Here is a 21,736-nt window from a genome sequence, read left to right as displayed (position 1 = left end):
CCGGTGATGCGCCTTTTGCCGCTTGTCCTGACGTTGATCGCGCTTGCGGGGCCGGGCCTGTCCCAGACCCTGCAAGAGCGGATCGACGCCGCCCCCGACGGGGCCGAGATCGTGCTTGATCCCGGCACCTACGGGCCGGTTGTGATCCGTCATCCGGTGGTGATCGACGGGCAGGGCGCGGCGGTGCTGGACGGCGGCGGGCAGGGCACCGTCGTGCTGATCGAATCCGATGGCGTGACCCTGAAAAACCTGACGATCCGCAATTCGGGGCGGCTGCACAATCAGGTCGATGCCGGGCTGCGGATCAAGGGAAATTTCAACGTGGTGCGCGATGTGCGCATCGAAAACAGCCTGTTCGGCATGGATCTGACGCAGGCCAATAACAACGTGCTGCGCCGCAACTACATCAGTTCGAAGGACATGCCTTTGGAAATGCGCGGCGATTCCGTGCGGATCTGGTATTCGAACGACAATATCTTTGAACAGAACCACATCGAACACAGCCGCGATTTCGTCGTGTGGTATTCCAGCGGCAACCAGATCCGCGACAACCGCATCCAGCACGGCCGCTATGGCATCCATTTCATGTATGCCCATCACAACACGGTCGAACGCAACGAGATTTCGGACTGCGTGGTGGGCGTGTTCCTGATGTATGCCAATGACATCACCGTGCGCGGCAACCAGATCCTGCGCGCCTGGGGGGCGGCGGGCATGGGCGTGGGCTTCAAGGAAACCTCGAGCGCCGTGGTCGAGGATAACGTGATCCTGGGCAATGCGGTGGGGATCTATCTTGACCCCTCGCCTTGGGACCCGGACACCACCAATGAATTCCACCGCAACCAGGTGGCCTATAACGGCATCGGCGTGCAGTTCCACACCGAATGGCAGGGCAACAATTTCTCGGACAACAACTTCCTGTCGAACTTCACGCAGGTCTCGGTGCGCGGGCGGGGCACGGCGCTGAAAGAAGGCTGGCACGGCAATTACTGGGATGACTACGCCGGCTTTGACCGCGACGGCGACGGCATCGGTGACGCGCCTTATGAAGTTTACACCTATGCCGACCGGCTGTGGATGGACGTGCCCTCGGCGTCGTTCTTCCGCGGCGGGTTCGCGCTGGCCGCGCTGGATTTCGTCGAGCGGCTGGCCCCCTTCACCGAACCGCAACTGCTGTTGCGCGAAGAGCGCCCGTTCGAGGCTCCCGTCATCCATGACGCGGCCCGCGCCCAGACCGCGACCCGCAGCAGCGACAAACCCAAATCCGCACTGGAGATGCTGACGCAATGACCGATGCCTCCGACACCCCGATCCCCGAAACCCCGAAAAAACCCCGCCTGTCCCGGCGCGAGCTGGAACGCCGACGGCTGTTGCTGCGCACCCTTGGGTTGGGCGTGGCGGCGGTCACCGCCGGGCTGGTGGGCTGGTATCCGGTCTATCGCCGCCTGTTCGACCACCTGCGCCCGCCCGGCGCGCTGGACGAGGATGAATTCCTGGCCGCCTGCATCAAATGCGGGCAATGCGTGCAGGTCTGCCCGGTGCAGGCGATCAAGCTGGCCGATGGCGACGAAGGCTATGGTCTGGGCGTGCCCTATATCGACGCGCGCGCGCAGGCCTGCGATTTTTCCTGCGATGCGGTGCAATGCGTTCTGGCCTGCCCGACCGGCGCGCTGAGCCACGCGATCGCCACCAAGGAAGAGGTCACCATGGGCATCGCCCGGCTGGCCCGCCCCGAGGCCTGTCTGGCGATGCAGGGGCAGGGCTTCACCGGGCTGGCGCGCGGTTATGACTTCGAGGGCCTGCTGAGGTACGAAGACATCGACCGCTGGGAGCCGCAGCCCGTGGCATCTTATCCCTATGATCTGGAAATTTGCGATCTGTGTGTCCGCGAATGCCCGATCAGCGGCGCGATCACGCTTGAACCCCTGTCCGATGATCCGGCCGATATGCGGCGCATGCCCACGGTGCACCCCGCCTGCGTCGGCTGCGGCACCTGCGAGATGATCTGCCCGACAGAGCCTGCCGCCATCGTCATCGACACCGAATTTGCCAAGGAGGCACAGGCATGAAGTGGTTCCTGCACAAGCTGGCGATGATGTTTGGCGCCGAAGGCCGCAAGGCCACGCCGGAAGAGGAAACCGACGCCGCCCGCGCGATGAAGAAGCTCAAGAAAACCCCCGAGCAGGTCAAGAAGCGCAAGGAAATCATCGAACACGAACTGGAATTTCCGCTCGTGCGGCACAAGTGGCGCAACCTGCGGTGGGCCTCGATCATCCTGATCAACGCGATGTTCATCGTGTCCTTCGCCTGGGATGTGCAACTGGTCGAAGGCTCGCTCACCGCCTCGCGGTTTTTAGGGTTCCACATGGCCGACCCCAACGCCGCGCTGCAGGTGTTTCTGGCCTTCAAGGAACTGGTGCTCAATCTGGTGATCGGCACCGTCACGGTGATCTTGCTGTGGTGGGTCGTGGGCGGGCGCGCCTTTTGCAGCTGGGCCTGCCCCTATCACCTGCTGGCCGAATGGGCCGAGGCGATCCACCTGTTTCTGGCGCGGCGCGGCTGGGTCAAGGATCACCCGTTCCACCGCGGGCTGCGCCTGGTGCTGTGGTTCGTGTTCATGGCGCTGGCCTTCCTGACCGGCTACACCGTGTTTGAATACATCAACCCGGTCGGCATCGTCAGCCGGGCGTTGATCTACGGGCCCACGGTGGCGGTGGTCTGGGTGATCTTCCTGCTGGGGATCGAGATCTTTTTCTCGCGCCGGTTCTGGTGCCGCTATGTCTGCCCGATCGGCCTGACCTATGGCATCACCGGGGCGGTGGCGCCCGTGCAGATCAAATACGATCTGGAAAAATGCGTCCACGAGGGCGAATGCCGCGCGGTGTGCCTGGTGCCTCATGTGCTGGATATCACCAAGATGGGCTATGCGTCCGACACCACCGAATATATCGGGCCCGACTGCACCCGCTGCGGGCTGTGTGTCGATGTCTGTCCGCAGAACGCGCTGAGCTTCACCGTGCGCGGCATCGACAAGATCATCTGAGGGGGCATCATGATTACCATCGAGCGCCTGACCAAACGCTTCGACCGCCGCGCGGTGCTGGACGAATTGACGCTGTCGATCGCGGCGGGCGACCGGATCGCGCTGATCGGGTCGAACGGGGCGGGCAAGACGACGCTGTTTCGTTGCCTGCTGGGCCATTACCGCCACGAAGGGCGGGTGGGGTTTGACGGTGCCGCAAGCGGGCGGCGCGATGCGACGGCGCTGTCGCGGATCGCCTTCGTGCCGCAACTGCCGCCGCCGCTGCGCATGCCGGTGGGCGAATTGCTGAGTTTTGCCGAAAAGGGCGCGGGGGCCGACCGCGCGCTGATGGGCCAGATCGCCGAGCGGATGGGGATTGATCTGGACGAGGTGCGCAAGCGCCCGTTCTACCGCCTGTCGGGCGGGCAGAAGCAGAAGATCCTGGTGACCGTCGCCCTGGGGCGCAATGCCGATCTGATGATCTTTGACGAGCCGTCGGCCAACCTCGATCCGGCGGCGCGGGCGGTGTTCATCGACCTATTGGCGGAACGGCGCGATGCCTCGATGCTGATCGCCAGTCACCGGTTGGAAGAGGTGGCGCCGCTGGTCAACCGCGTGATCGAGATGGACCGTGGCCGTGTCGTGCTGGACGATGCGGTGATGGACCGACTGAAGGCGGGCGAATTCCGCCGCGCCGAAATCGTGCTGAACGCGCCGCATGCCCCGTTCGCGTTGGCGCTGGCCGCTTGGGGGTTCGCGGCCAACGGCGCCGGCACCCGGTTCACCGGCCCCGTCCCCGCCGCCGAGACGTTCCGTTTTCTGGGCCTGCTGGCCCGCTATGGCAGCCTGATCGAAAGCCTTTCGCTGGATCAGACGCCGGAAAGGGTGAACTGAGATGTGCCGCCGCTGCCATGGCCCGAACCGCCGCCAGATGATCGCGCTGCTGGCCGCCGCGCCGCTGCTGGCCGCCTGCAAGCCGCAGACCGAGGGCCCCGAGCCGATCCGCTGGGGCCGCGAGACCTGCGAGATCTGCGGCATGATCATTTCCGAACCGAACTTCGCCGCCGAGGTGCGCGGCGGCCCCGACCGCAGGCTGGTGAAATTCGACGACATCGGCGATGCGGTGCATTGGCTGGAAGAACAGGGCTGGAAAGACGCCGCCGATGTCGAATTCTGGGTGATGGATTACGACAGCGGGATGAAGGGCGATGCCTGGCTTGATGCGCGCAAGGCCTATTACCGCGCCGGGGTGGTTTCGCCGATGGATTACGGCTTTGCGGCGGTGGCCTATCCGGCGTCTGACACCATTGACTTTGCCGCGATGCGGGTGGCGGTTCTGGCGCGCGGTTTGACATGGCGGTGCCACCCGGGCGATGAGACGGAAGGACAGCAAGGATGAACGCGATGACCTCTGACCCCGTGACGCGCGATACCGCCCCGGCGCAGGTCGCCCGCCCTGTCGCGCCCGCCCGCACGGGGCTTGGCCTGATGCTGCGGCTGGAGCTGTCGGAATCGCTGCGCTCGCGCTGGTTCCATTTCTATTCGGTGGTCGCGATCGGGCTGATGCTTCTGCTGATCGTGACCGGAATTTCCGAAAGCCGTGTGCTGGGCTTCACTGGCCTGTCGCGCCTGCTGGTGACCTATATCCAGATTATGATGGCGGTTTTGCCGCTGTTCATCGTGGTGACCACAGCGCGATCCATGGTCGGCGACCGCGAGGCGGGCAATCTGGAATACATGCTGGCCTTCCCGGTGTCGTTGCGGGTCTGGTATTGGGGCCGGTTTCTGGCGCGGTTGATGCTGGTGCTGGCGCCGATCGGCGTGGCGCTGGCACTGGCGGCGGGCTATGGCGTGGCGATGGGGCGCGCAGTGCCCTGGGCGCATGTCGGGCTGTATTCCGGGCTGGTCGCGGCGCTCAGCGCCTGTTTCCTGGGGATCGGGTTTCTGATTTCGGCCGTGTCCCGCTCGACCGAGGTCGCCCTGGGCGCAAGCCTGCTGATCTGGCTGGCACTGGTAGCCTTTCTGGACCTGCTGCTGCTGTCGATCCTGATCCAGCAGAATTTCGTGCCCGAATTCGTGATCGGCATTGCGCTGGCCAATCCGCTGCAAAGTTTCCGCACGGCGTCGATGATCCTGTTCGACCCGCAGCTGATCCTGTTGGGACCGGCGTCTTATGTGATCCTCGATCATTTCGGGGTGACGGGCTATGTCGCCTGGGCGATGGCCTATCCGACCGTGCTGGGGCTGGCTATGGCGGCCCTGGGATACTGGCGGTTTTCGCGCGGTGATCTGGTCTGAGCGCCGCGGCGCTTAGCCAAGGCCGCTGATCCAGTCCAGCGTGGCGTCATCGTCCCAATGCGCCTCGCCCTCGACCCGGGCGATCATCTGGCCTGTGGCATTCAGAAGGACCGTCGTCGGCAGGTTCTCGATCCCCAGAACCGCCTTCAGATTGTCGCCCTCGCCTACCAGAATCGGCAGGTTGGTGATGGCGGTTTCGCGATAGAAGCGCCGCACCCCCGCCGCGCCCCGCCAGTCGAAGGCCAGCGGCAGCACCACCGCCCGCCCCGGATCGAGCCGGTCGGCCAGCCGGGCAAGCGACGGCATTTCCCGCCGGCAGGGCAGGCACCACGGGCCCCACAGGCTCAGCACCACGATCTTGCCGGCAAATTCGTCAATCTGCCGCGGGCTGCCGTCGCCGTCACGCATCTGCAGGCCGTTCGCGTCGCGGATCGGCGCGGCGGGGCGGGCCAGCGTGGCGGCGGATGGGGCAAAGGCGGCTTCGGCGCGCACGCGGATCGGCAGGGCCAGCGCCGCCGCGCCCAGCAGGAACCCGCGCCGGGATGGCCGTCCGTTCACTGCGGCGTCGCGTCCATGATGGCGCGCATGTCGGTGGCGATGTCCTCGGCGCTGGTGCCGTGCGGATAGCGTTTGATCAGCACCCCCTGCGGATCAAGGAACGCGATCGAGGCGGTATGGTCGATGGCATAACGATCGGGCTGCGCCGGATCGGGGACATGCTTTTCATAGCGCGCGTTGAACGCCTTCACCATGTGATCGGTATAGATCTTGGGGCCGCGCAGGCCGATGATGCGTTCGTCGAAAAACGCCAGATAGTCGCGCATCAGCTTGGCGGTATCCCGCTCGGGGTCGACAGTCACGAAGACCGGCGTGACCTGTTCGGCGGCATCGCCCAGCAGATCCAGCGTATCGGCCAGCGTCGACAGCGAGGTCGGGCAGACGTCGGGGCAGCCGGTATAGCCGAAATACAGCAGCACGAATTTGCCCTGCAGATCCTCGTTGGTGGTCACATTGCCATACAGGTCTTCCATCATGTAACGGCGCGGCATCGGATCGACGGGGGCGTCGGCTGCGGGCTCCAGATCGGCGTGATCGGCCAGGGCCATGGTCGCGGGCAACAGCGGCAGGGCCAGCACGGACCCCAGAAGAAGCAAACGTCGGGTGAGCATGACATATCCTGTCTGTTTTGCGCGACCCTAGCGGGGTGCGGCGGCGGGGGCCTTGACTTTGATCAGGGAAACCGCGGGCTGAAAGCCGCATCTAGGTGCGAAACAGACGGGGGTTACGATGGCGGCGATCCTTGCGGCATTTTTGCCGGTGGCGATGATGGTGCTGATGTTCACGCTGGGGCTGGGGCTTGGCCGGCGGGTTCTGGGCGGCGCGCTGCGCGCATCGCGCGCCTATCCTGCGGGGCTGCTGGTGCAGGTGGTGGGTCTGCCGCTTCTGGCCTATGGTATCGGGCGCGGCTTCGGTCTGTCGCCGGTGATGATGGCGGGGCTGATGCTGGTGGCGGCATCGCCCGGCGGGGTCACCTCGAATTACGCCACGCTGCTGATGCGCGGACGCGTCGGCCTGTCGGTGGCGATGACCCTGACGACGAGCCTGCTGGCGCCGCTGACCTTGCCGCTGGTGTTGGCGCTGGCGGGGGTGGCCGCGCCACAGCCCGGCGCGTTGCTGAAGATTTCGCTGGGCATGGTGGCAGTGGCGATCGTGCCGATGCTGGCGGGGATGGGCGCGGCGCGTCTGGCACCGCGGGCGATGGCGGGCTTGGCGCGCGTTCTGGCCCCGGTGGCCAAGGCGCTGTTCGTGCTGATGGCGCTGGCGACCTTCGTGCAGAACTGGGGCGCGATGCAGGGTGCCTTTGCCGAGGTCGGGCTGGCGGTTATCGCGCTGGCGGTTGCGGGGCCGGTGCTGGCGGTTCTGGTCGGGCGGGCGATGGGGATCGAGCCTGCGGGCGTGCGCACCATCCTGACCGAGGTGTCGCTGCAGAACGTCGCGATCACGCTGTTCGTGGCGGGCAGCCTGCTGCACGATCCGCAACTGGCCATTCCGGGGCTGATCTATGCGGTGGTGATGAATATCGTCGTGCTGACGCTGATCGCCCTGGGCGGGGTCTGGCCGCGGGCGCAGCTGGCGCGCTCTGACCGGGCCTAGAACTCGGCGATCACCTCCAGAAAGGCCGCGCCGAAGCGTTCGACCTTTTGCGCGCCCATCCCGCCGATCCGTTCCAGATCGGCCAGCGTGCGGGGTTTTGCCTCGGCAATCCGGCGCAGGGTGGTTTGCGGGCAGCTCAGGTAGCGGTCGTGCCCCTCGGGGCCGCGCACCAGTTCCAGTTGCGCCGCCTCCAGCCGGTCGAACAGATCGCCGGCCTCGCGCCCGGCCAGTGCCTTGCGCGCCGGGTGCATTGGCTGCGCGGCCCCGGCCCCGGCGATCACCTCCAGAAAGGCCGCGCCGTAGCTGTCGAGCTTCTTTGCGCCGACCCCGGTGATCCGCGCCATCTGGTCCAGCGTGCCGGGGCGCACCTCGGCCATTTCGATCAGGGTGCGGTCGGGGAAGATCATATAGGCGGGCAGGCCCGCAGCTTCGGACAGCGCGCGCCGCTTGGCCTTCAGTGCCGACAGAAGCGGCGCGTCTTCGTCCGAGACCAGCGCGCGCACGACGGGCCGGGCCTTGGCCTTGCGGATCAGATCAAGGCGCAGCGTGATTGGTTCTTCGCCGCGCAGGATCGGGCGGGCGCGTTCGGTCATCACCAGCGCACCGTGGCGTGCGGCTTCGGGGCGGATCAGGTCATGCCCCATCATCTGCCGGAACACCGCCTGCCATTGCTGCCGCGTCAGATCGCGCCCGACACCGAAGGTGGGCAGCCGGTCGTGACCGCGCGCGCGGATCTTGTCATTTGCCGCCCCCAGCAGGATTTCGATCAGATGCCCCGCGCCATAACTTTCCTCGGTGCGCAGGGCCGCCGACAGTGCCTTGCGCACGGCGTCGGTGGCGTCGAACAGTTCCGGCGGGGTGTCGCACAGATCGCAATTGCCGCAGGGCTCGGCCTTTTCCCCGAAATAGCCCAGCAATTGCTGGCGGCGGCAGCCGGTCGCCTCGGCCAGACCCAGCAGAGCGTTCAGCCGCGCGTGATCGGCGGCCTTGCGGTCGGGCGGCGCCAGGCCTTCGTCGATCTGGGTGCGGCGCAGGCGGATGTCTTCGGGGCCAAACAGGGTCAGCGTTTCGGCAGGCGCGCCATCGCGCCCGGCACGGCCGATTTCCTGATAATAGCCCTCGATGGATTTCGGCAGATCGGCATGCGCGACCCAGCGGATATCGGGCTTGTCGATGCCCATGCCGAAGGCGACGGTGGCCACGACGATCAGCCCGTCCTCGCGCTGAAACCGGGCCTCGACGATGCGGCGATCCTCGGCCTCCATCCCGCCGTGGTAATGGCAGGCCAAATGCCCGGCCTCGGACAGGGCGCGGGCCAGCGCCTCGGTCTTTGCGCGCGAGGCGCAATAGACGATGCCCGACTGGCCCTTGCGCGCGGCGGCAAAGGCCAGGATCTGCTGGCGCGGCTGGTCCTTGGGCTCGAACGCCAGATGGATATTAGGCCGGTCGAAGCCGCGCAGAAAGGTTTCGGGTGTGCCGCCATCAAACAGCCGGGTAACGATTTCCGCGCGGGTTTCTTCATCGGCGGTGGCGGTGAAGGCCGCCAATGGCACGCCAAGCGCGCGCTTCAATTCACCGATGCGCAGGTAGTCGGGGCGGAAATCATGGCCCCATTGGCTGACGCAATGGGCCTCGTCCACCGCAATCAGGCCAACGCCCGCGCGCCGCAACAGCGCCGTGGCCGCCCCCGATGCCAGCCGTTCGGGCGCCATATACAGCAGCTTCAGCCGCCCGTCGTCGATTGCCTGAAAGACGGCCTCGGTTTCCTCCTCGGTATTGCCCGAGGTCAGCGCGCCCGCCTCGACCCCCGCCTCGCGCAGCGCGCGCACCTGATCGCGCATCAGGGCGATCAGCGGAGAAATCACGACCGTCAGCCCCGGCAGGCACAGCGCGGGCAGTTGGAAGCACAGCGACTTGCCGCCGCCCGTGGGCATGATCGCCAGGGTGTCGCGCCCGGCAATCACCGCGCGGACGATTTCTTCCTGACCGGGGCGAAAGGCCTGAAACCCGAAGACCTGCGCCAGCAATGCCTGTGGATCGGGCGCGGGGGCGTCGGTCACCGGGTCGAGCATGGATCAATAGCCGTAGAAGAAGCCCGCGTTATTGATCAGCGCGCGTTGCAGGATGATCAGCACGATAAACGCCACCAGCGGCGCCAGATCGAGCCCGGGCGTATTGGGCAGGAACCGGCGGATCGGGGTATAGACCGGCTCCAGCAGGTTGTTCAGCCCATACCAGATCTGCGCGACCAGTGGTTGACGCAGGTTCAGAACCTGAAAATTGATCAGCCAGCTCATGACGATATGGGCGATCATGATGAACCAGATGACATTCAGGATCAGGGTGAGCGCCTGAAACAGCGTGACCATGGGCAACCTCCGGGTGGTGTTGGCCAACAGGTAAGGCAGGCGCGGGGCGCATGCAACCGCTGCAAGCGCAGGTATTTGCCGCAACGTAGAGATTGACGCGCCCGCTGCACTGCGGCACGGCTGGGGGAAAGGAGAGCGCATGTATCCGATTATCCGCATGGCCAAGGCCATTTTCGCGAACCGCAAGGCCCCTATGGGTATTCTGGAGACCCATGTCAGCCAGCATATCGCCTGGCCCTGGGACATCGACCCTTGGAAGGATCTGAACAACGGGCGCACGCTGACGCTGTTCGATCTGGGGCGCATCGGGCTGGCGCAGCGCAGCGGTCTGAACGCCGCGCTGATGCGCAATCGCTGGGGCATCGTGGTGGCGGGCAATACCACGCGCTACCGCAAGCGGATCACCATGATGCAGCGCTTCGAGATGCGCTCGCGCTGCATCGGCTGGGACAAGCGCTTCGTCTATATGGAGCAGGCGATGTGGCGTGGCGGCGACTGCTGCAACCATATTCTGCTGCGTGGCGCGGTGACCTCGAAAGCCGGTATCGTGCCGCCCGAACAGGTGGTGGCGGCGATGGGCTTTGATCCGGTCAGCCCCGAATTGCCCGATTGGGTGGCGCATTGGATCGCCGCCGATCACGAACGCCCCTGGCCGCCGCAGTTTTGACGCCCGACGCTTGCGCCGCGCCCCGATTTCGGGCTTGATCCGCCCAAGGGTCAGGGGGGACGCAATGATCACCACGCGCAAACGCATCTGGGGCTGGTATTTCTTTGACTGGGCCAGCCAGCCGTTCAACACCCTGCTGATTACCTTCATCTTCGCGCCGTTCATGAAGGACCTGCTGGGCGACGGTTCCGCCGCGCAGACGGTCTGGGGCTATGGCGTGGGTCTGGCGGGGCTGGTGATTGCGCTGACCTCGCCGTTCCTGGGGGCGATTGCCGACAAGGCCGGCCGGCGCATCCCCTTTATCTGGCTGTTTTCGCTGATGTATATCGGTGGCGCCTGGGGGCTGTGGTATGCGGTGCCGGGCGATTACAGCCTGATGGTCATCATGACCTCTTTCGCGATTGGCATGATCGGGATGGAGTTTGCGACCACCTTCACCAACGCGATGCTGCCCGACCTGGCCCCGCGCGAGGATATGGGCAAGGTATCGGGCTCGGGCTGGGCGTTCGGCTATATCGGGGGCATGCTGGCGCTGATCGTGATGCTGGGGTTCCTGCAGATCAGCCCGACCACAGGCAAGACCATGATCGGCCTGCCGCCGCTGTTCGGGCTGGATCTGGCCGCGCGCGAAGATACCCGGATCGTCGGGCCGCTGACTGCGGTCTGGTATGCGGTGTTCATGGTGCCGTTTTTCCTGTGGGTGCGCGAGCCGCGCCACCCCGGCGCGGTGTCGGTGCCTGCCGCCGCGCGTGCCGCCTGGCCCGAGCTGAAACATACGCTGCGCGCCTTGCCGCGGCAGCGCAGCCTGTTCGCCTATCTGCTGTCGTCGATGTTCTATCGCGACGCGCTGAACGGCATCTACACCTTCGGCGGGCTTTATGCGGCCGGGGTGCTGAACTGGTCGATCACCCAGATCGGGATCTTCGGGATTTTGGGCACGATCACCGGGGCGCTGTTTGCCTGGCTGGGCGGCAAGGCGGACGACCGTTTCGGCCCGAAATCGGTGATCATCTTCAACGTCGTTCTGCTGACGGCGGTGGTGGTGGGTGTGGTGTTCATCTCGCGCAGTGCGGTGTTCGGTATCGCCGTGGGCCCTGACAGCACCCTGCCCGACATCGCCTTTTATGTGATGGGCGGGCTGATCGGTGCGGGTGGCGGTGCGCTGCAATCTGCCAGCCGCACGATGCTGGTGCGCCAGGCCGACCCCGAGAAGATCACCGAACATTTCGGCCTTTACGCATTGTCGGGCAAGGCCACGGCGTTCATCGCGCCCCTGTCGATCGGGGTGATGACCCATCTGAGCGGAAATCAGTCGATCGGGATCACTCCCATCATCGTGCTTTTCGTTCTGGGGCTGGTGCTGCTAGGCTGGGTCAAGTCCAATGCCCCCAGACCCGACGAGAGCGCCGCATGATCCGCACGCTGACCCTTGCCTTTGTTCTGAGCCTTTCCGCCCTTTTGCCCGCGCAGGCCGAGCCATTGGCCCGCCATCTGTTCGGCGCGGCGCAGACGCCCTCGGAGCAGGCGCCCGCGCCGATCGGCTTCTATTCGCGGGGCTGTGCGGCCGGGCTGGTGGCGATGCCGGAAAACGGACCGACCTGGCAGGTGATGCGGCTGAGCCGCAACCGCAACTGGGGCCAGCCCGAGATGATCGGCTTCCTGCAGGATCTGTCGGTCAAGGCCACGCAGATCGGCTGGAAGGGGCTTTATATCGGGGACATCAGCCAGCCGCGCGGCGGGCCGATGACCGGCGGGCACGCCAGCCATCAGATCGGTCTGGATGCCGACATCTGGCTGCTGCCGCCCAAATCGCTGCGGTTGAGCCGGTCGGATCGCGAAAAGATCAGCTCGGTTTCGGTGCGCACCGAGGATCAGACCCGCGTGACCCGCGCCTGGACGCCGCAGCATATGGCGCTGCTGCGTGCCGCCGCCTCTGATCCGCGGGTTGACCGGATCTTCATTACGGCGGCCGCAAAGATCGCGATGTGCAACGCCGCGCCGCGCAATGACCGCAAGTGGCTGCAAAAGATCCGGCCGATTTATGGCCATAACACGCATTTCCATGTGCGGCTGAAATGCCCGCCCGGCTCGGGCCTGTGCGAGGTGCAAAAGCCCACGGTGGCCGAACTGTCGAAGGGCGGCGATGGCTGTGACGAAACGCTGAACTGGTGGGTGACCACCTATCTGGAAGAGCTGCGCAACCCGCCCAAGCGCCCCAAGCCGACCGGGCCCGCGCCGAAGACCGCCAAGACCTACACCCTGTCCGATTTGCCGCGCCAATGCCAAAACGTGCTCGCGTCGCGCTGATCGGCGCGGTTTTTGCGTGGGTCGGCGCCGCATTGGCGGGTCCGGCCACGCATCCTGCGCCGCGCGCAGAATTCCTGCAATCCTATCGCTGGACGGATGACGACCCTGCATTTGGCGGGTTCTCGGGGCTGGAACTGGCCGCGAACGGTCAGGATTTCGTGCTGCTGTCGGATCGGGCAACGCTGTGGCGGGGCCGGTTGCAGCGTGACCCGCAGGGACAGATCGTGGGGACACAGTTCATATCGGGCCCTGTCGCGTTGCATGACAGCAAGGGCGGGGCGCTGGTGCGCAACAATGGCGATTCCGAAGGTCTGGCGCTGGCCGACGATGGCTCGGTCTATGTGTCCTTCGAGGGGCTGCACCGGGTGGCGCATTATAACCGCGACGATGCGCCCGCCCAACGCCTGCCCCGCCCCGATGCCTTCAGGAGGTTCCAGGCGAATTCCTCGCTCGAGGCGCTGGCCATCGGGCCCGATGGTGCGATCTATACGCTACCCGAGCGCTCTGGCGGGCTTTCTGTGCCGTTCCCGGTCTGGCGCTATCGTGCGGGCGGCTGGAGCCAGCCGTTCAGCCTGCCGCGCGATGGCGACTGGCTGCCGGTGGGGGCCGATTTCGGCCCTGACGGGCGGTTCTATCTGCTGGAGCGTGATTTCTGGGGCCTGCTTGGCTTTCTGACCCGGGTTCGGGTCTTCGACATTCAGGGCGACACCGTTTCGGGGGGCGAGGTTCTGCTGCAGACCTTCGCCGCGCGCCATGACAACCTTGAAGGGCTGGCCGTCTGGCGCGACGATACCGGCACGATCCGGCTGACGATGGTGTCGGATGACAATTTCCGCCTGCTGCAACGCACCGAAATCGTCGAATACCGGCTGCTTCGCTGAAGTTTTGCTTGACCGCATGCGGTGTCGGGCGTAAGCGGCGCGCCTGTCCGGGCGCACCGGACCATGTCCCCGCTACCATGTAAAAACGGTGAAAATATGCAACGTTTCCTTCCTGGCACTCTTGCCATGGCCGCCATTGTGGTGGCCTCCAACATCCTGGTGCAGTTCCTGTTGGGCGACTGGCTCACCTGGGGTGCCTTCACCTATCCTTTCGCTTTCCTCGTCACGGATGTGATGAACCGCGTCTATGGCCCGGCAGCCGCCCGGCGTGTCGTGGCGGCAGGCTTCGTCGTCGGCGTGATCTGTTCGCTGATCGGCACGCAGATCGTGGGCGAATTCGGTCCGCTGGTGACGCTGCGCATCGCTCTGGGCTCGGGCGCGGCTTTCCTGACCGCGCAGATGATGGATATCGTCGTCTTTGACCGCCTGCGCCGGGCCGAGCGCTGGTGGACGGCGCCGCTCGTCTCGACGCTGGTTGGCTCGTCGCTGGATACGGCGATCTTCTTTTCGGTGGCATTTTCGGCAGGCCTGACCCTGCTGGAGCCGGGCAATGACGTGTCCTGGGCCAACGAGGCGGTCCCGCTTCTGGGTCTGGGGCCGATGGCGCCGCTCTGGGTGTCGCTGGGCACGGCTGACTGGCTTGTCAAACTTGCCCTTTCCTTGGTCGCGCTGCTGCCTTTTAAGGCAATTGTCACGAAACTTTCGCCACGGATTGCGTGAATTAACTTGCCATATACCAAATCTGTGCCACCCTATCCTTATCGGCAACGCATGAAAGGAGGTGGTCCAGTGTCTAGAGTGATATTGGAGAGAGGTGTCGGGACAGTTAGGGGGGCCGTGGCCTGAGGGCAAACCCAAGGGCAAATAACCCTGGCTGGGACGGCAGGATCGACCAGACCCTAACCGGACCATCTCCGTAGATCTCGGGGGCCGTTTGCCAGGCAAGCGGCCCTTTCTATTTGGCCAGACATGGGCCAAGGCGGCGGTATATTTCCCCACGGCCCCGCTGTGGGCTGGACCTGCCCCCCCGTTCCATGGCATTTCGAGGCGCAAGCACAGGAGATATCCGATGAGCGATGCACGGCCCGAAATTTCGGCGATGTCTTTCGAAGAGGCGATGAAGGCGCTTGAGCAGGTGGTCAACCAGCTCGAACGCGGCGAGGTGCCGCTGGATCAGTCGATCGCGCTTTACGAACGCGGCGCAGCCCTGAAAGAGCGCTGCGCGAAGCTGCTCAAGGAAGCGGAAGAGCGGGTCGAGAAGATCACCCTGGGCGACGGCGTCCCCACCGGCACGGTTCCGGTCGAAGGTCTTTGATGTTTCCGACCCGTTTGAACGACGTGCAGCGCAAGGTGCAGGCCGCGCTGGATGCGGCCGTGGCAGAGTTGCCGCCGGGCCCATTGCGCGATGCGATCGGCTATGCCGCACAGGGTGGCAAGCGGCTGCGGGCGTTTCTGGTGCTCGAATCGGCGGCGTTGCACGGGCTGAGCGATAGGCAGGCGCTGCCGGCCGCCGCGGCGGTCGAGGCGCTGCACGCCTATAGCCTGGTGCATGACGACCTGCCCTGCATGGACGACGACGATTTGCGCCGCGGCCTGCCCACGGTGCATGTGAAATGGGACGAGGCCACCGCCGTTCTGGCGGGCGATGCCTTGCAGACGCTGGCGTTCGAGCTGTGCTGCGACCCGGTTCTGGGCACGCCCGAGCGGCGGCTGGCCCTGGTGGCGGCGCTGGCGCAGGCTTCGGGGGCGGCGGGCATGGTGTATGGGCAGGCGCTTGATATTGCGGCGGAAACGGCGGCGCAGCCGCTGACCCTGGACGAGATCACCCGGTTGCAGGCGGGCAAGACCGGCGCGCTGATTTCCTTTGCCGCACAGGCGGGCGCGATTCTGGCGGGGGCCGATACCGCGCCGCTGGCGCGCTATGCCGCAGCACTGGGGCTGGCCTTCCAGATCGCCGATGACATTCTGGATGTCGAGGGGGACGCGGCCACGATGGGCAAGCAGGTCGGCAAGGATGCCGGTGCGGGCAAGGCAACCTTCGTGTCGCTGCTGGGGCTGGAGGGCGCCCGGGCCCGGGCCGCCGCCTTGGTCGCCGAGGCCGAGGCCGCCCTTGATCCCTATGGCGCGAAGGCGCAAACCTTGCGGGAAGCGGCGCGTTTCGTTATCTCGCGCGATAACTGATCAAGGCCGGGAGGCCAGCCGATGAGCGAGACCCCGAAGACTCCGATCCTGGACCGCGTGCGCCTGCCTGCGGACATGAAAGCGCTAAGCGACCGCGAGTTGCACAAGCTGGCCGATGAGCTGCGCGCCGAGACGATCTCGGCGGTGTCGGTGACCGGCGGCCATCTGGGCGCGGGGCTGGGCGTGGTCGAACTGACCGTGGCGCTGCATGCGGTATTCGACGCGCCACGCGACAAGATCATCTGGGACGTGGGCCACCAGTGCTACCCCCACAAGATCCTGACCGGGCGCCGCGACCGCATCCGCACGCTGCGGATGAAGGGCGGGCTGTCGGGCTTCACCAAACGCTCGGAAAGCCCCTATGACCCGTTTGGTGCAGGGCACAGCTCGACCTCGATTTCGGCGGCGGTGGGCTTTGCCATGGCGCGCGAGCTGGGCGCGGAAACCGGCGATGCGATCGCGGTGATCGGGGATGGCGCGATGTCGGGCGGCATGGCGTTCGAGGCGATGAACCACGCGGGCCATCTTGGCAAGCGGGTCTTTGTGGTGCTGAACGACAACGAAATGTCGATTGCCCCGCCGGTGGGCGCGCTGTCGGCCTATCTGACCCGGCTTTACGCCGAAGGCCCGCTGCAGGATCTGAAGGCCACCGCCAAGGGCGTGGTCAGCCTGCTGCCCGAGCCGCTGCAGGAAGGCGCGCGCCGCGCCAAGGAGATGCTCAAGGGCATGGCTGTGGGCGGCACCCTGTTCGAGGAGCTGGGCTTCACCTATGTCGGCCCTGTGGATGGGCACGATCTGGACCAGTTGCTGCCGCTCTTGCGCACGCTGAAGGCGCGCGCGCAGGGGCCGGTGCTGATCCACGCGCTGACGCGCAAGGGCAAGGGCTATGCCCCGGCTGAAAACCGCGCCGACCGTGGTCACGCTACCGCGAAATTCGATGTGGTGACCGGCGCGCAGGTCAAATCGCCCTCGAACGCGCCGAGCTATACCAAGGTCTTTGCCGAAAGCCTGATCGCCGAGGCAGAGCGGGATGAGAAGATCGTCGGTGTCACCGCCGCCATGCCCGACGGCACCGGGCTGAACCTGTTTGCCGAACGCTTCCCGCGCCGCTGTTTCGACGTGGGCATCGCAGAACAACACGCCGTGACCTTCTCGGCCGGGCTGGCCGCGGCGGGGATGAAACCCTTCTGCGCGATCTATTCGACCTTCCTGCAGCGTGGCTATGACCAGATCGTGCATGACGTGGCGATCCAGCGGCTGCCGGTGCGGTTTGCCATCGACCGCGCGGGTCTGGTGGGGGCCGATGGGGCGACCCATGCGGGCAGCTATGACATCGGGTTCCTGGCCAACCTGCCCGGCATGGTGGTGATGGCCGCCGCCGACGAGGCCGAACTGGTGCATATGGTGGCGACGGCAGCGGCGCTGGATGACCGGCCCTCGGCCTTCCGCTATCCGCGGGGCGAGGGGATGGGCGTCGAGATGCCCGAACGCGGCACTCCGCTGGAAATCGGCCGCGGCCGGATCGTGGCCGAGGGCGCACGCGTGGCAATCCTGAGCTACGGCACCCGACTGGCCGAGGTGCTGAAGGCGCGCGAAGCGCTGGCCGCGCGCGGCCTGGCGCCCACCGTGGCCGATGCGCGCTTCGTCAAGCCACTCGATACCGATCTGATCTTGCGGCTGGTGGCCGAACACGAGGCGCTGATCTGCATCGAAGAGGGCGCCGTGGGTGGCTTCGGCAGCCATGTCGCGCAGTTTCTGAGCACGCAGGGCGTGTTCGATCGCGGCTACAGGTTCCGCTCGATGGTGCTGCCCGATACGTTCATCGACCACGCCAGCCCCGAAGACATGTATGCCAGCGCCGCGATGAACGCGCCGCAGATCGAGGCCAAGGTGCTGGAAGTTCTGGGCATCGCCGTCGCCAGGCGCGCCTGAGGGCCGGGGCCTCCGGCGGGAGTATTTGAGCCAAGAAGAAGCGGGATTTCTTCTTGGAAAAAATACTCGAAAACCACCTCAGCCCTGGGCGCCACGCCAGCTTTGCAGGATATACTGCGCGCAGATCAGATCCAGATGCGCGCCGCCGCCGTTCTTGCACAGCGTGATTTCGTCATCGCTGTGGCGCGCAAAGCGGCCCGTGGCGATGTCGTAGTAATCTGCGATGATATCGGACTCCGCGATCACGCCGCGCGCAATCGGGTCCTTGAATTCGCCGATATGGCCAATCGTCGTGGCGCGGCTGTCGCAGAAGATCCGCGCGCGGGTCAGGGCGGTGTCGTCGACCTCGCGCATGTCGGGGCGATAGGCGCCGATCAGGTCCAGATGGGTACCCGGTTGCAGCCATTCGCCGCGCAGATAGGGCCGGGTTGCCATCGTCGTGCAGGCGATGATCTCGGCGCTGCGCACGGCGGTTTCCAGATCGGCCTCGGCGCGCGCGTCCATCCGGGCGGCCAGCGCTTCGGCGGTCAGGGCGGTGCGGTTCCAGATCGTGAAGCGCGCCTGCGGGAAGGCCGCGCGATAGGCCATGATCATCGAGGTCGCGACCTTGCCCGCGCCGCAGATCAGGATTTCGCGCGCGTCGGGCCGGGCGAGCTTGCGCGCCGCCAGCAGGCTGTCGCCCGCGGTTTTCCATTTCGTCACCAGATGGAAATCGACGATCGCCTCCAGCAGGCCGGTATGATCGTGCAGCAGGTTGACGACGCCGTTCACCGTGCTCAGGCCGTGCTCGGCATTGCCGGGCATGACCGAGGCGGCCTTGATCGCCATTCCCAGCCCGGAAATCCAGGCCGACCGGGTCAGCAGCGTGTCGCCGTCGCGATACAGGAACGTGTCGGCCAGTTCGGCGCGGGGCAGGCGGTGGCCGGCCTCGAGCGCCTCGGTCAGGGTGACCCAGTCGAGCAGGCTTTCGGCTTCGGGTCCGATGATGTCGATGGTCATTGTGCCTCCGCTTCGGTCAAAAGCCCTTCGGCCACCAGCCGCGCGGCCCAGCCTTCGGGGCCCTCGAACAGGTGGGTTTTCCAGCCGCGCAGATGGGCCGTGGCGATATTGTCGGCGCGGTCGTCGGTAAAGATCAGCTGCGCGCCCGACAGGCCGGTCGCCTGTTCCAGCATTTCATAGATCTGCGGGCCGGGTTTGGTGACGCCCATGTGCCCCGAGATGAAGGGGCGGTCGAAATCCTTCAGGAAGGGGTAGAATTGCGTCGCGTAATCGAAGCTTTCGATCCCGAAATTCGTCAGTGAAAAGACCGGCATGCCGCGCGCTTGCAGCGCCCTCATCAGCCGCACCGAGTGCGGGATCGCGGGGGTGGCCAGCTTGATCCAGTCGTCATGCCAGGCGCGTATCTGTGCCGACCAGCGCGGGTGACGTTCGGCCCAGGCATAGACCGTGTCGCGGAACGGTGCGCCGCGGTCGATCAGCTCGTTCATGCCGTGCAGGTCGACCTCGGCGAACATCGCCTCGCGGTCGGCCTGCGGCATCAGCGTGTCGTAATGCCGTTCGGGTTGCCATTCGATCAGCACATTGCCGATGTCGAAAATCACTGCCTCAACCATGCGCATCCCTTTCTGCGGCCCGCGCGGTCCGGTCCAGCGCGTCCAGAAACCGCGATCGGTCGGCCTTGGTAAAGCCCTTGCCGCCGCCCTGACGGAACGGATCGGCGCTGCGCAGATCGGCCATCAGGTCGCGGGTGGCCAGCACATTACCGATATTGGCGGGGGTCAGCGCCTCGCCGTCATGTTTCAGCACCCGCGCGCCCGCCGCCACGCATTTCGCGGCCAGCGGGATATCGGCGGTGACGACGACATCACCCTTGCCCGCACGTTCGGCAATCCATTTGTCGGCCTCGTCGGGGCCTGCGGCGACATAGACCATCTCGACCAGCGGATTGGCCGAGGGCCGCAGCCCGCCGTTCGACACCACCAGCATCCTGATGCCCAGCCGGGTCGCGACCCGTTCGGCTTCGTCCTTCACCGGGCAGGCATCTGCGTCGACGTAGATCACCGCCAGAGCGCCTCGGCATGGAAGGCGATGTGCTCGGGGATGAAGCTTTGCACGAAGAAATAGCTGTGGTCATAGCCCGCCTGCACGCGGAAGCTGCCGGGCTGGCGGCGTGCGGCCATCGCATGCGCCAGGGCCTCGGGGCGCAACAGGTCAAGGAACTGATCCGCGCCGCCCTGATCGACCAGAACCTCGCCTTCAAACCCGAGATCGTGCATCAGATGCGCGCTGTCATGGGCCAGCCATGCAGCCTCGTCCGTGCCCAGATAGGCGGTCAACTGCTTGCGGCCCCAGTCGCTCTGGCTGGGCTGGGCAATCGGCGCGAAGGCCGAGACAGAGCGGAAGCGGCCCGGCAGGCGCATCGCCATGCTCAGCGCGCCGTGCCCGCCCATCGAATGGCCGGTGATCGCCTGGCGTTCCTCGTCCACGGCGAAGGCGGCGGTGACCACGCGGGGCAGTTCTTCGGCGACGTAATCCCACATGCGGTAATGCGGGGCCCAGGGCGTCTCGGTCGCGTTCACATAGAACCCCGCGCCCTGACCCAGATCATAGGCCGGATCGTCCGCCACATCGGCCCCGCGCGGCGAAGTGTCGGGGAAGACCAGCGCGATGCCGTGTTCGGCCGCCCAGCGTTGCGCACCCGCCTTGGTCATCGCGTTCTCATGGGTGCAGGTCAGGCCCGACAGATACCACAGCACCGGGACCGGCGCGCTTTCCGCTTCGGCGGGCAGGAACAGCCCGAAGGTCATGTCGCAGCCCGTGGCGTCGGATGCGTGGGTATAAACCCCCTGAACCCCGCCGAAACACTTGTTCTCGGATACAACACGCATGAAAACCCCCTATCCGGTGACCCAGGCGATGACCGCCGGGATGGTAAGAATGCTGGCCGCCGTCGAAATCAGGATCGCGGCCGAAACCCGTTGCGGCGCCACGCCGTAATGTGCCGCCAGAATGTAGACATTGCCCGCCACGGGCAAGGCCGCCGCGGCGATCATCACGCCGGCGGCATAGGGTTCGACCCCGAAGATCATAAGCGCGGCAATGCCGACCGCCAGCGGATGCAAAAACAGCTTGGCCGCCGACAGCCACAGCGCCGGGCCCAGCCGTTCTGCACTGCGCCCGGCCAGTGAGGCACCGATGGCGAACAGCGCACCGGGCGTGGCCGCGGCGCCCAGCAGTGTGACGAATTCCTGCAGTGGCGCGGGCATCGGCAGGTGCAGCGCGGCCCAGATCAGACCCGCACCCATCGAGACGATCATCGGGTTCTTCACCAGTCCCAAGGCCAGCGGCGCCAGCGCGACCCGGCCATGCCGTGCCGCCGTGATCAGAACGGTGATGAGCGACGAAAACACGATCATGTCGATCGCCAGCACCATCAGCACCGGCCCCACCGCCTGCGGCCCCAGCAGCACGACCAACATCGGCACGCCCAGAAATCCGGTGTTGCCGGTCATGCCTGTGTGGGCCTCCATCGCGGCTTCGGCCAGGGGCAGGCGGCGCATCCGGGCCACCCCGAAGCCCAGCAGCCAGATCAGCCCAGATCCCGCCAGATAGGCCAGCGCGAAACGCAGATCGAACAGTTCGCTCAGTTCCAGCGTGGCGGTGAAGCGAAACAGCATTGCTGAAAGCGCGAAGTAGAAGACGAATTTCGTCAGCCAGGCGGTGGCTTCGGCCGGGAAAAACCGCGTCCGCCCGGCGAACCAGCCAAGCCCGATCAGGCCAAAAAACGGCAGCGTCTTGAGGAAAATCGCCAGCATGCGCAAGCGCTAACATGCTGCGCGGCATCGCGCCAGAGAGCGGGCGCGCGAAATTGCACGCGTCCGCCTCCGGCGGGAGTATTTTGCCAAGAAGAAGGGCCGGGCGCGGC

General features: G+C 65.9%; 24 protein-coding genes. 15 read left to right on the top strand and 9 right to left on the bottom strand.

All coding sequences use genetic code 11. From position 1 onward, the window contains the following. Positions 1-6 precede the first annotated feature (6 nt). The 6 genes from P2G62_RS09945 to P2G62_RS09920 are packed head-to-tail and all read left to right on the top strand — an operon-like array spanning position 7 to position 5,320. Positions 7-1,290: a nitrous oxide reductase family maturation protein NosD gene (locus P2G62_RS09945; RefSeq protein WP_275734739.1), complete on the top strand. Its 1,284-nt coding sequence runs from the start codon at positions 7-9 to the stop codon at positions 1,288-1,290. Then, positions 1,287-2,069: a 4Fe-4S dicluster domain-containing protein gene (locus P2G62_RS09940; RefSeq protein WP_275734738.1), complete on the top strand. Its 783-nt coding sequence runs from the start codon at positions 1,287-1,289 to the stop codon at positions 2,067-2,069. The genes P2G62_RS09945 and P2G62_RS09940 overlap by 4 nt, the downstream gene beginning before the upstream one ends. Beyond that, positions 2,066-3,043 (top strand): NapH/MauN family ferredoxin-type protein, encoded by a 978-nt coding sequence (locus P2G62_RS09935; RefSeq protein ID WP_275734737.1) that lies wholly within the window; start codon positions 2,066-2,068, stop codon positions 3,041-3,043. The genes P2G62_RS09940 and P2G62_RS09935 overlap by 4 nt, the downstream gene beginning before the upstream one ends. Positions 3,044-3,052: 9 nt before the next feature. Next, on the top strand, positions 3,053-3,916 hold the full coding sequence (locus P2G62_RS09930) for an ABC transporter ATP-binding protein (RefSeq protein ID WP_275734736.1): 864 nt from the start codon (positions 3,053-3,055) through the stop codon (positions 3,914-3,916). A 1-nt stretch (position 3,917) separates the two neighbouring features. After that, complete coding sequence (locus P2G62_RS09925) at positions 3,918-4,421, top strand: nitrous oxide reductase accessory protein NosL (protein WP_275734735.1); 504 nt, start codon at positions 3,918-3,920, stop codon at positions 4,419-4,421. Between the two features lie 5 nt (positions 4,422-4,426). Beyond that, positions 4,427-5,320: an ABC transporter permease gene (locus P2G62_RS09920; RefSeq protein WP_275734734.1), complete on the top strand. Its 894-nt coding sequence runs from the start codon at positions 4,427-4,429 to the stop codon at positions 5,318-5,320. Positions 5,321-5,332: 12 nt separating this feature from the next. Here the strand turns inward: P2G62_RS09920 and P2G62_RS09915 are convergent, their stop codons facing one another. After that, entirely contained in the window at positions 5,333-5,878 is a 546-nt protein-coding gene (locus P2G62_RS09915; protein WP_275734733.1) for a TlpA disulfide reductase family protein, read from the bottom strand. Next, positions 5,875-6,489, bottom strand: coding sequence for an SCO family protein (locus tag P2G62_RS09910; RefSeq protein WP_275734732.1), 615 nt, complete (start codon positions 6,487-6,489; stop codon positions 5,875-5,877). The genes P2G62_RS09915 and P2G62_RS09910 overlap by 4 nt, the downstream gene beginning before the upstream one ends. A 118-nt stretch (positions 6,490-6,607) precedes the next feature. Here P2G62_RS09910 and P2G62_RS09905 point away from each other — a divergent pair, with 118 nt between their 5' ends. Then, entirely contained in the window at positions 6,608-7,474 is an 867-nt protein-coding gene (locus P2G62_RS09905) for a hypothetical protein (protein WP_275734731.1), read from the top strand. Here P2G62_RS09905 and recQ read toward each other — a convergent pair. Next, positions 7,471-9,546, bottom strand: coding sequence for a DNA helicase RecQ (gene recQ, locus P2G62_RS09900; protein ID WP_275734730.1), 2,076 nt, complete (start codon positions 9,544-9,546; stop codon positions 7,471-7,473). The genes P2G62_RS09905 and recQ overlap by 4 nt on opposite strands. Before the next feature lie 3 nt (positions 9,547-9,549). Next, positions 9,550-9,843: a YggT family protein gene (locus P2G62_RS09895; RefSeq protein WP_275734729.1), complete on the bottom strand. Its 294-nt coding sequence runs from the start codon at positions 9,841-9,843 to the stop codon at positions 9,550-9,552. A gap of 139 nt (positions 9,844-9,982) precedes the next feature. Here P2G62_RS09895 and P2G62_RS09890 point away from each other — a divergent pair, with 139 nt between their 5' ends. From P2G62_RS09890 to dxs, 8 genes are all read left to right on the top strand, one after another. Beyond that, positions 9,983-10,510 carry an acyl-CoA thioesterase gene (locus tag P2G62_RS09890; RefSeq protein ID WP_275734728.1) on the top strand — a complete coding sequence of 176 codons (528 nt, stop codon included), beginning with the start codon at positions 9,983-9,985 and terminating at the stop codon, positions 10,508-10,510. Between the two features lie 64 nt (positions 10,511-10,574). Continuing rightward, complete coding sequence (locus P2G62_RS09885) at positions 10,575-11,924, top strand: MFS transporter (RefSeq protein WP_275734727.1); 1,350 nt, start codon at positions 10,575-10,577, stop codon at positions 11,922-11,924. Beyond that, positions 11,921-12,817, top strand: a complete 897-nt coding sequence (mepA, locus tag P2G62_RS09880; protein ID WP_275734726.1) for a penicillin-insensitive murein endopeptidase — start codon at positions 11,921-11,923, stop codon at positions 12,815-12,817. Before P2G62_RS09885 ends, mepA begins: the two co-directional genes overlap by 4 nt. Beyond that, positions 12,790-13,698, top strand: coding sequence for an esterase-like activity of phytase family protein (locus P2G62_RS09875; protein WP_275734725.1), 909 nt, complete (start codon positions 12,790-12,792; stop codon positions 13,696-13,698). Before mepA ends, P2G62_RS09875 begins: the two co-directional genes overlap by 28 nt. Positions 13,699-13,794: 96 nt before the next feature. Continuing rightward, complete coding sequence (locus P2G62_RS09870) at positions 13,795-14,418, top strand: queuosine precursor transporter (RefSeq protein WP_275734724.1); 624 nt, start codon at positions 13,795-13,797, stop codon at positions 14,416-14,418. 349 nt (positions 14,419-14,767) lie between these two features. Continuing rightward, positions 14,768-15,013: an exodeoxyribonuclease VII small subunit gene (locus tag P2G62_RS09865; protein ID WP_275734723.1), complete on the top strand. Its 246-nt coding sequence runs from the start codon at positions 14,768-14,770 to the stop codon at positions 15,011-15,013. Next, positions 15,013-15,879 carry a polyprenyl synthetase family protein gene (locus P2G62_RS09860; RefSeq protein ID WP_275734722.1) on the top strand — a complete coding sequence of 289 codons (867 nt, stop codon included), beginning with the start codon at positions 15,013-15,015 and terminating at the stop codon, positions 15,877-15,879. Before P2G62_RS09865 ends, P2G62_RS09860 begins: the two co-directional genes overlap by 1 nt. Before the next feature lie 21 nt (positions 15,880-15,900). Further along, positions 15,901-17,811 (top strand): 1-deoxy-D-xylulose-5-phosphate synthase, encoded by a 1,911-nt coding sequence (gene dxs, locus P2G62_RS09855; protein WP_275734721.1) that lies wholly within the window; start codon positions 15,901-15,903, stop codon positions 17,809-17,811. A gap of 78 nt (positions 17,812-17,889) precedes the next feature. Here dxs and P2G62_RS09850 read toward each other — a convergent pair whose 3' ends face one another. Genes P2G62_RS09850 through P2G62_RS09830 form a run of 5 tightly spaced genes read right to left on the bottom strand, consistent with a single transcriptional unit; the run spans position 17,890 to position 21,626 of the window. Further along, a complete protein-coding gene (locus P2G62_RS09850; protein WP_275734720.1) occupies positions 17,890-18,810 on the bottom strand; it encodes an ornithine cyclodeaminase in 921 nt (306 codons plus the stop codon). After that, complete coding sequence (locus P2G62_RS09845; RefSeq protein WP_275734719.1) at positions 18,807-19,424, bottom strand: HAD family phosphatase; 618 nt, start codon at positions 19,422-19,424, stop codon at positions 18,807-18,809. The genes P2G62_RS09850 and P2G62_RS09845 overlap by 4 nt, the downstream gene beginning before the upstream one ends. Further along, complete coding sequence (locus P2G62_RS09840; protein ID WP_275734938.1) at positions 19,417-19,878, bottom strand: YaiI/YqxD family protein; 462 nt, start codon at positions 19,876-19,878, stop codon at positions 19,417-19,419. Before P2G62_RS09840 ends, P2G62_RS09845 begins: the two co-directional genes overlap by 8 nt. Next, positions 19,869-20,699 carry an S-formylglutathione hydrolase gene (fghA, locus tag P2G62_RS09835; protein ID WP_275734718.1) on the bottom strand — a complete coding sequence of 277 codons (831 nt, stop codon included), beginning with the start codon at positions 20,697-20,699 and terminating at the stop codon, positions 19,869-19,871. Before fghA ends, P2G62_RS09840 begins: the two co-directional genes overlap by 10 nt. A gap of 9 nt (positions 20,700-20,708) precedes the next feature. Then, positions 20,709-21,626, bottom strand: a complete 918-nt coding sequence (locus P2G62_RS09830; RefSeq protein WP_275734717.1) for an AEC family transporter — start codon at positions 21,624-21,626, stop codon at positions 20,709-20,711. Positions 21,627-21,736: the final 110 nt, after the last annotated feature.

Origin of the sequence: Paenirhodobacter sp. CAU 1674 (genome assembly GCF_029222945.1) — a bacterium.
Lineage (GTDB): Bacteria > Pseudomonadota > Alphaproteobacteria > Rhodobacterales > Rhodobacteraceae > Rhodobacter.
This window is presented reverse-complemented; position numbering and strand designations above follow the sequence as displayed.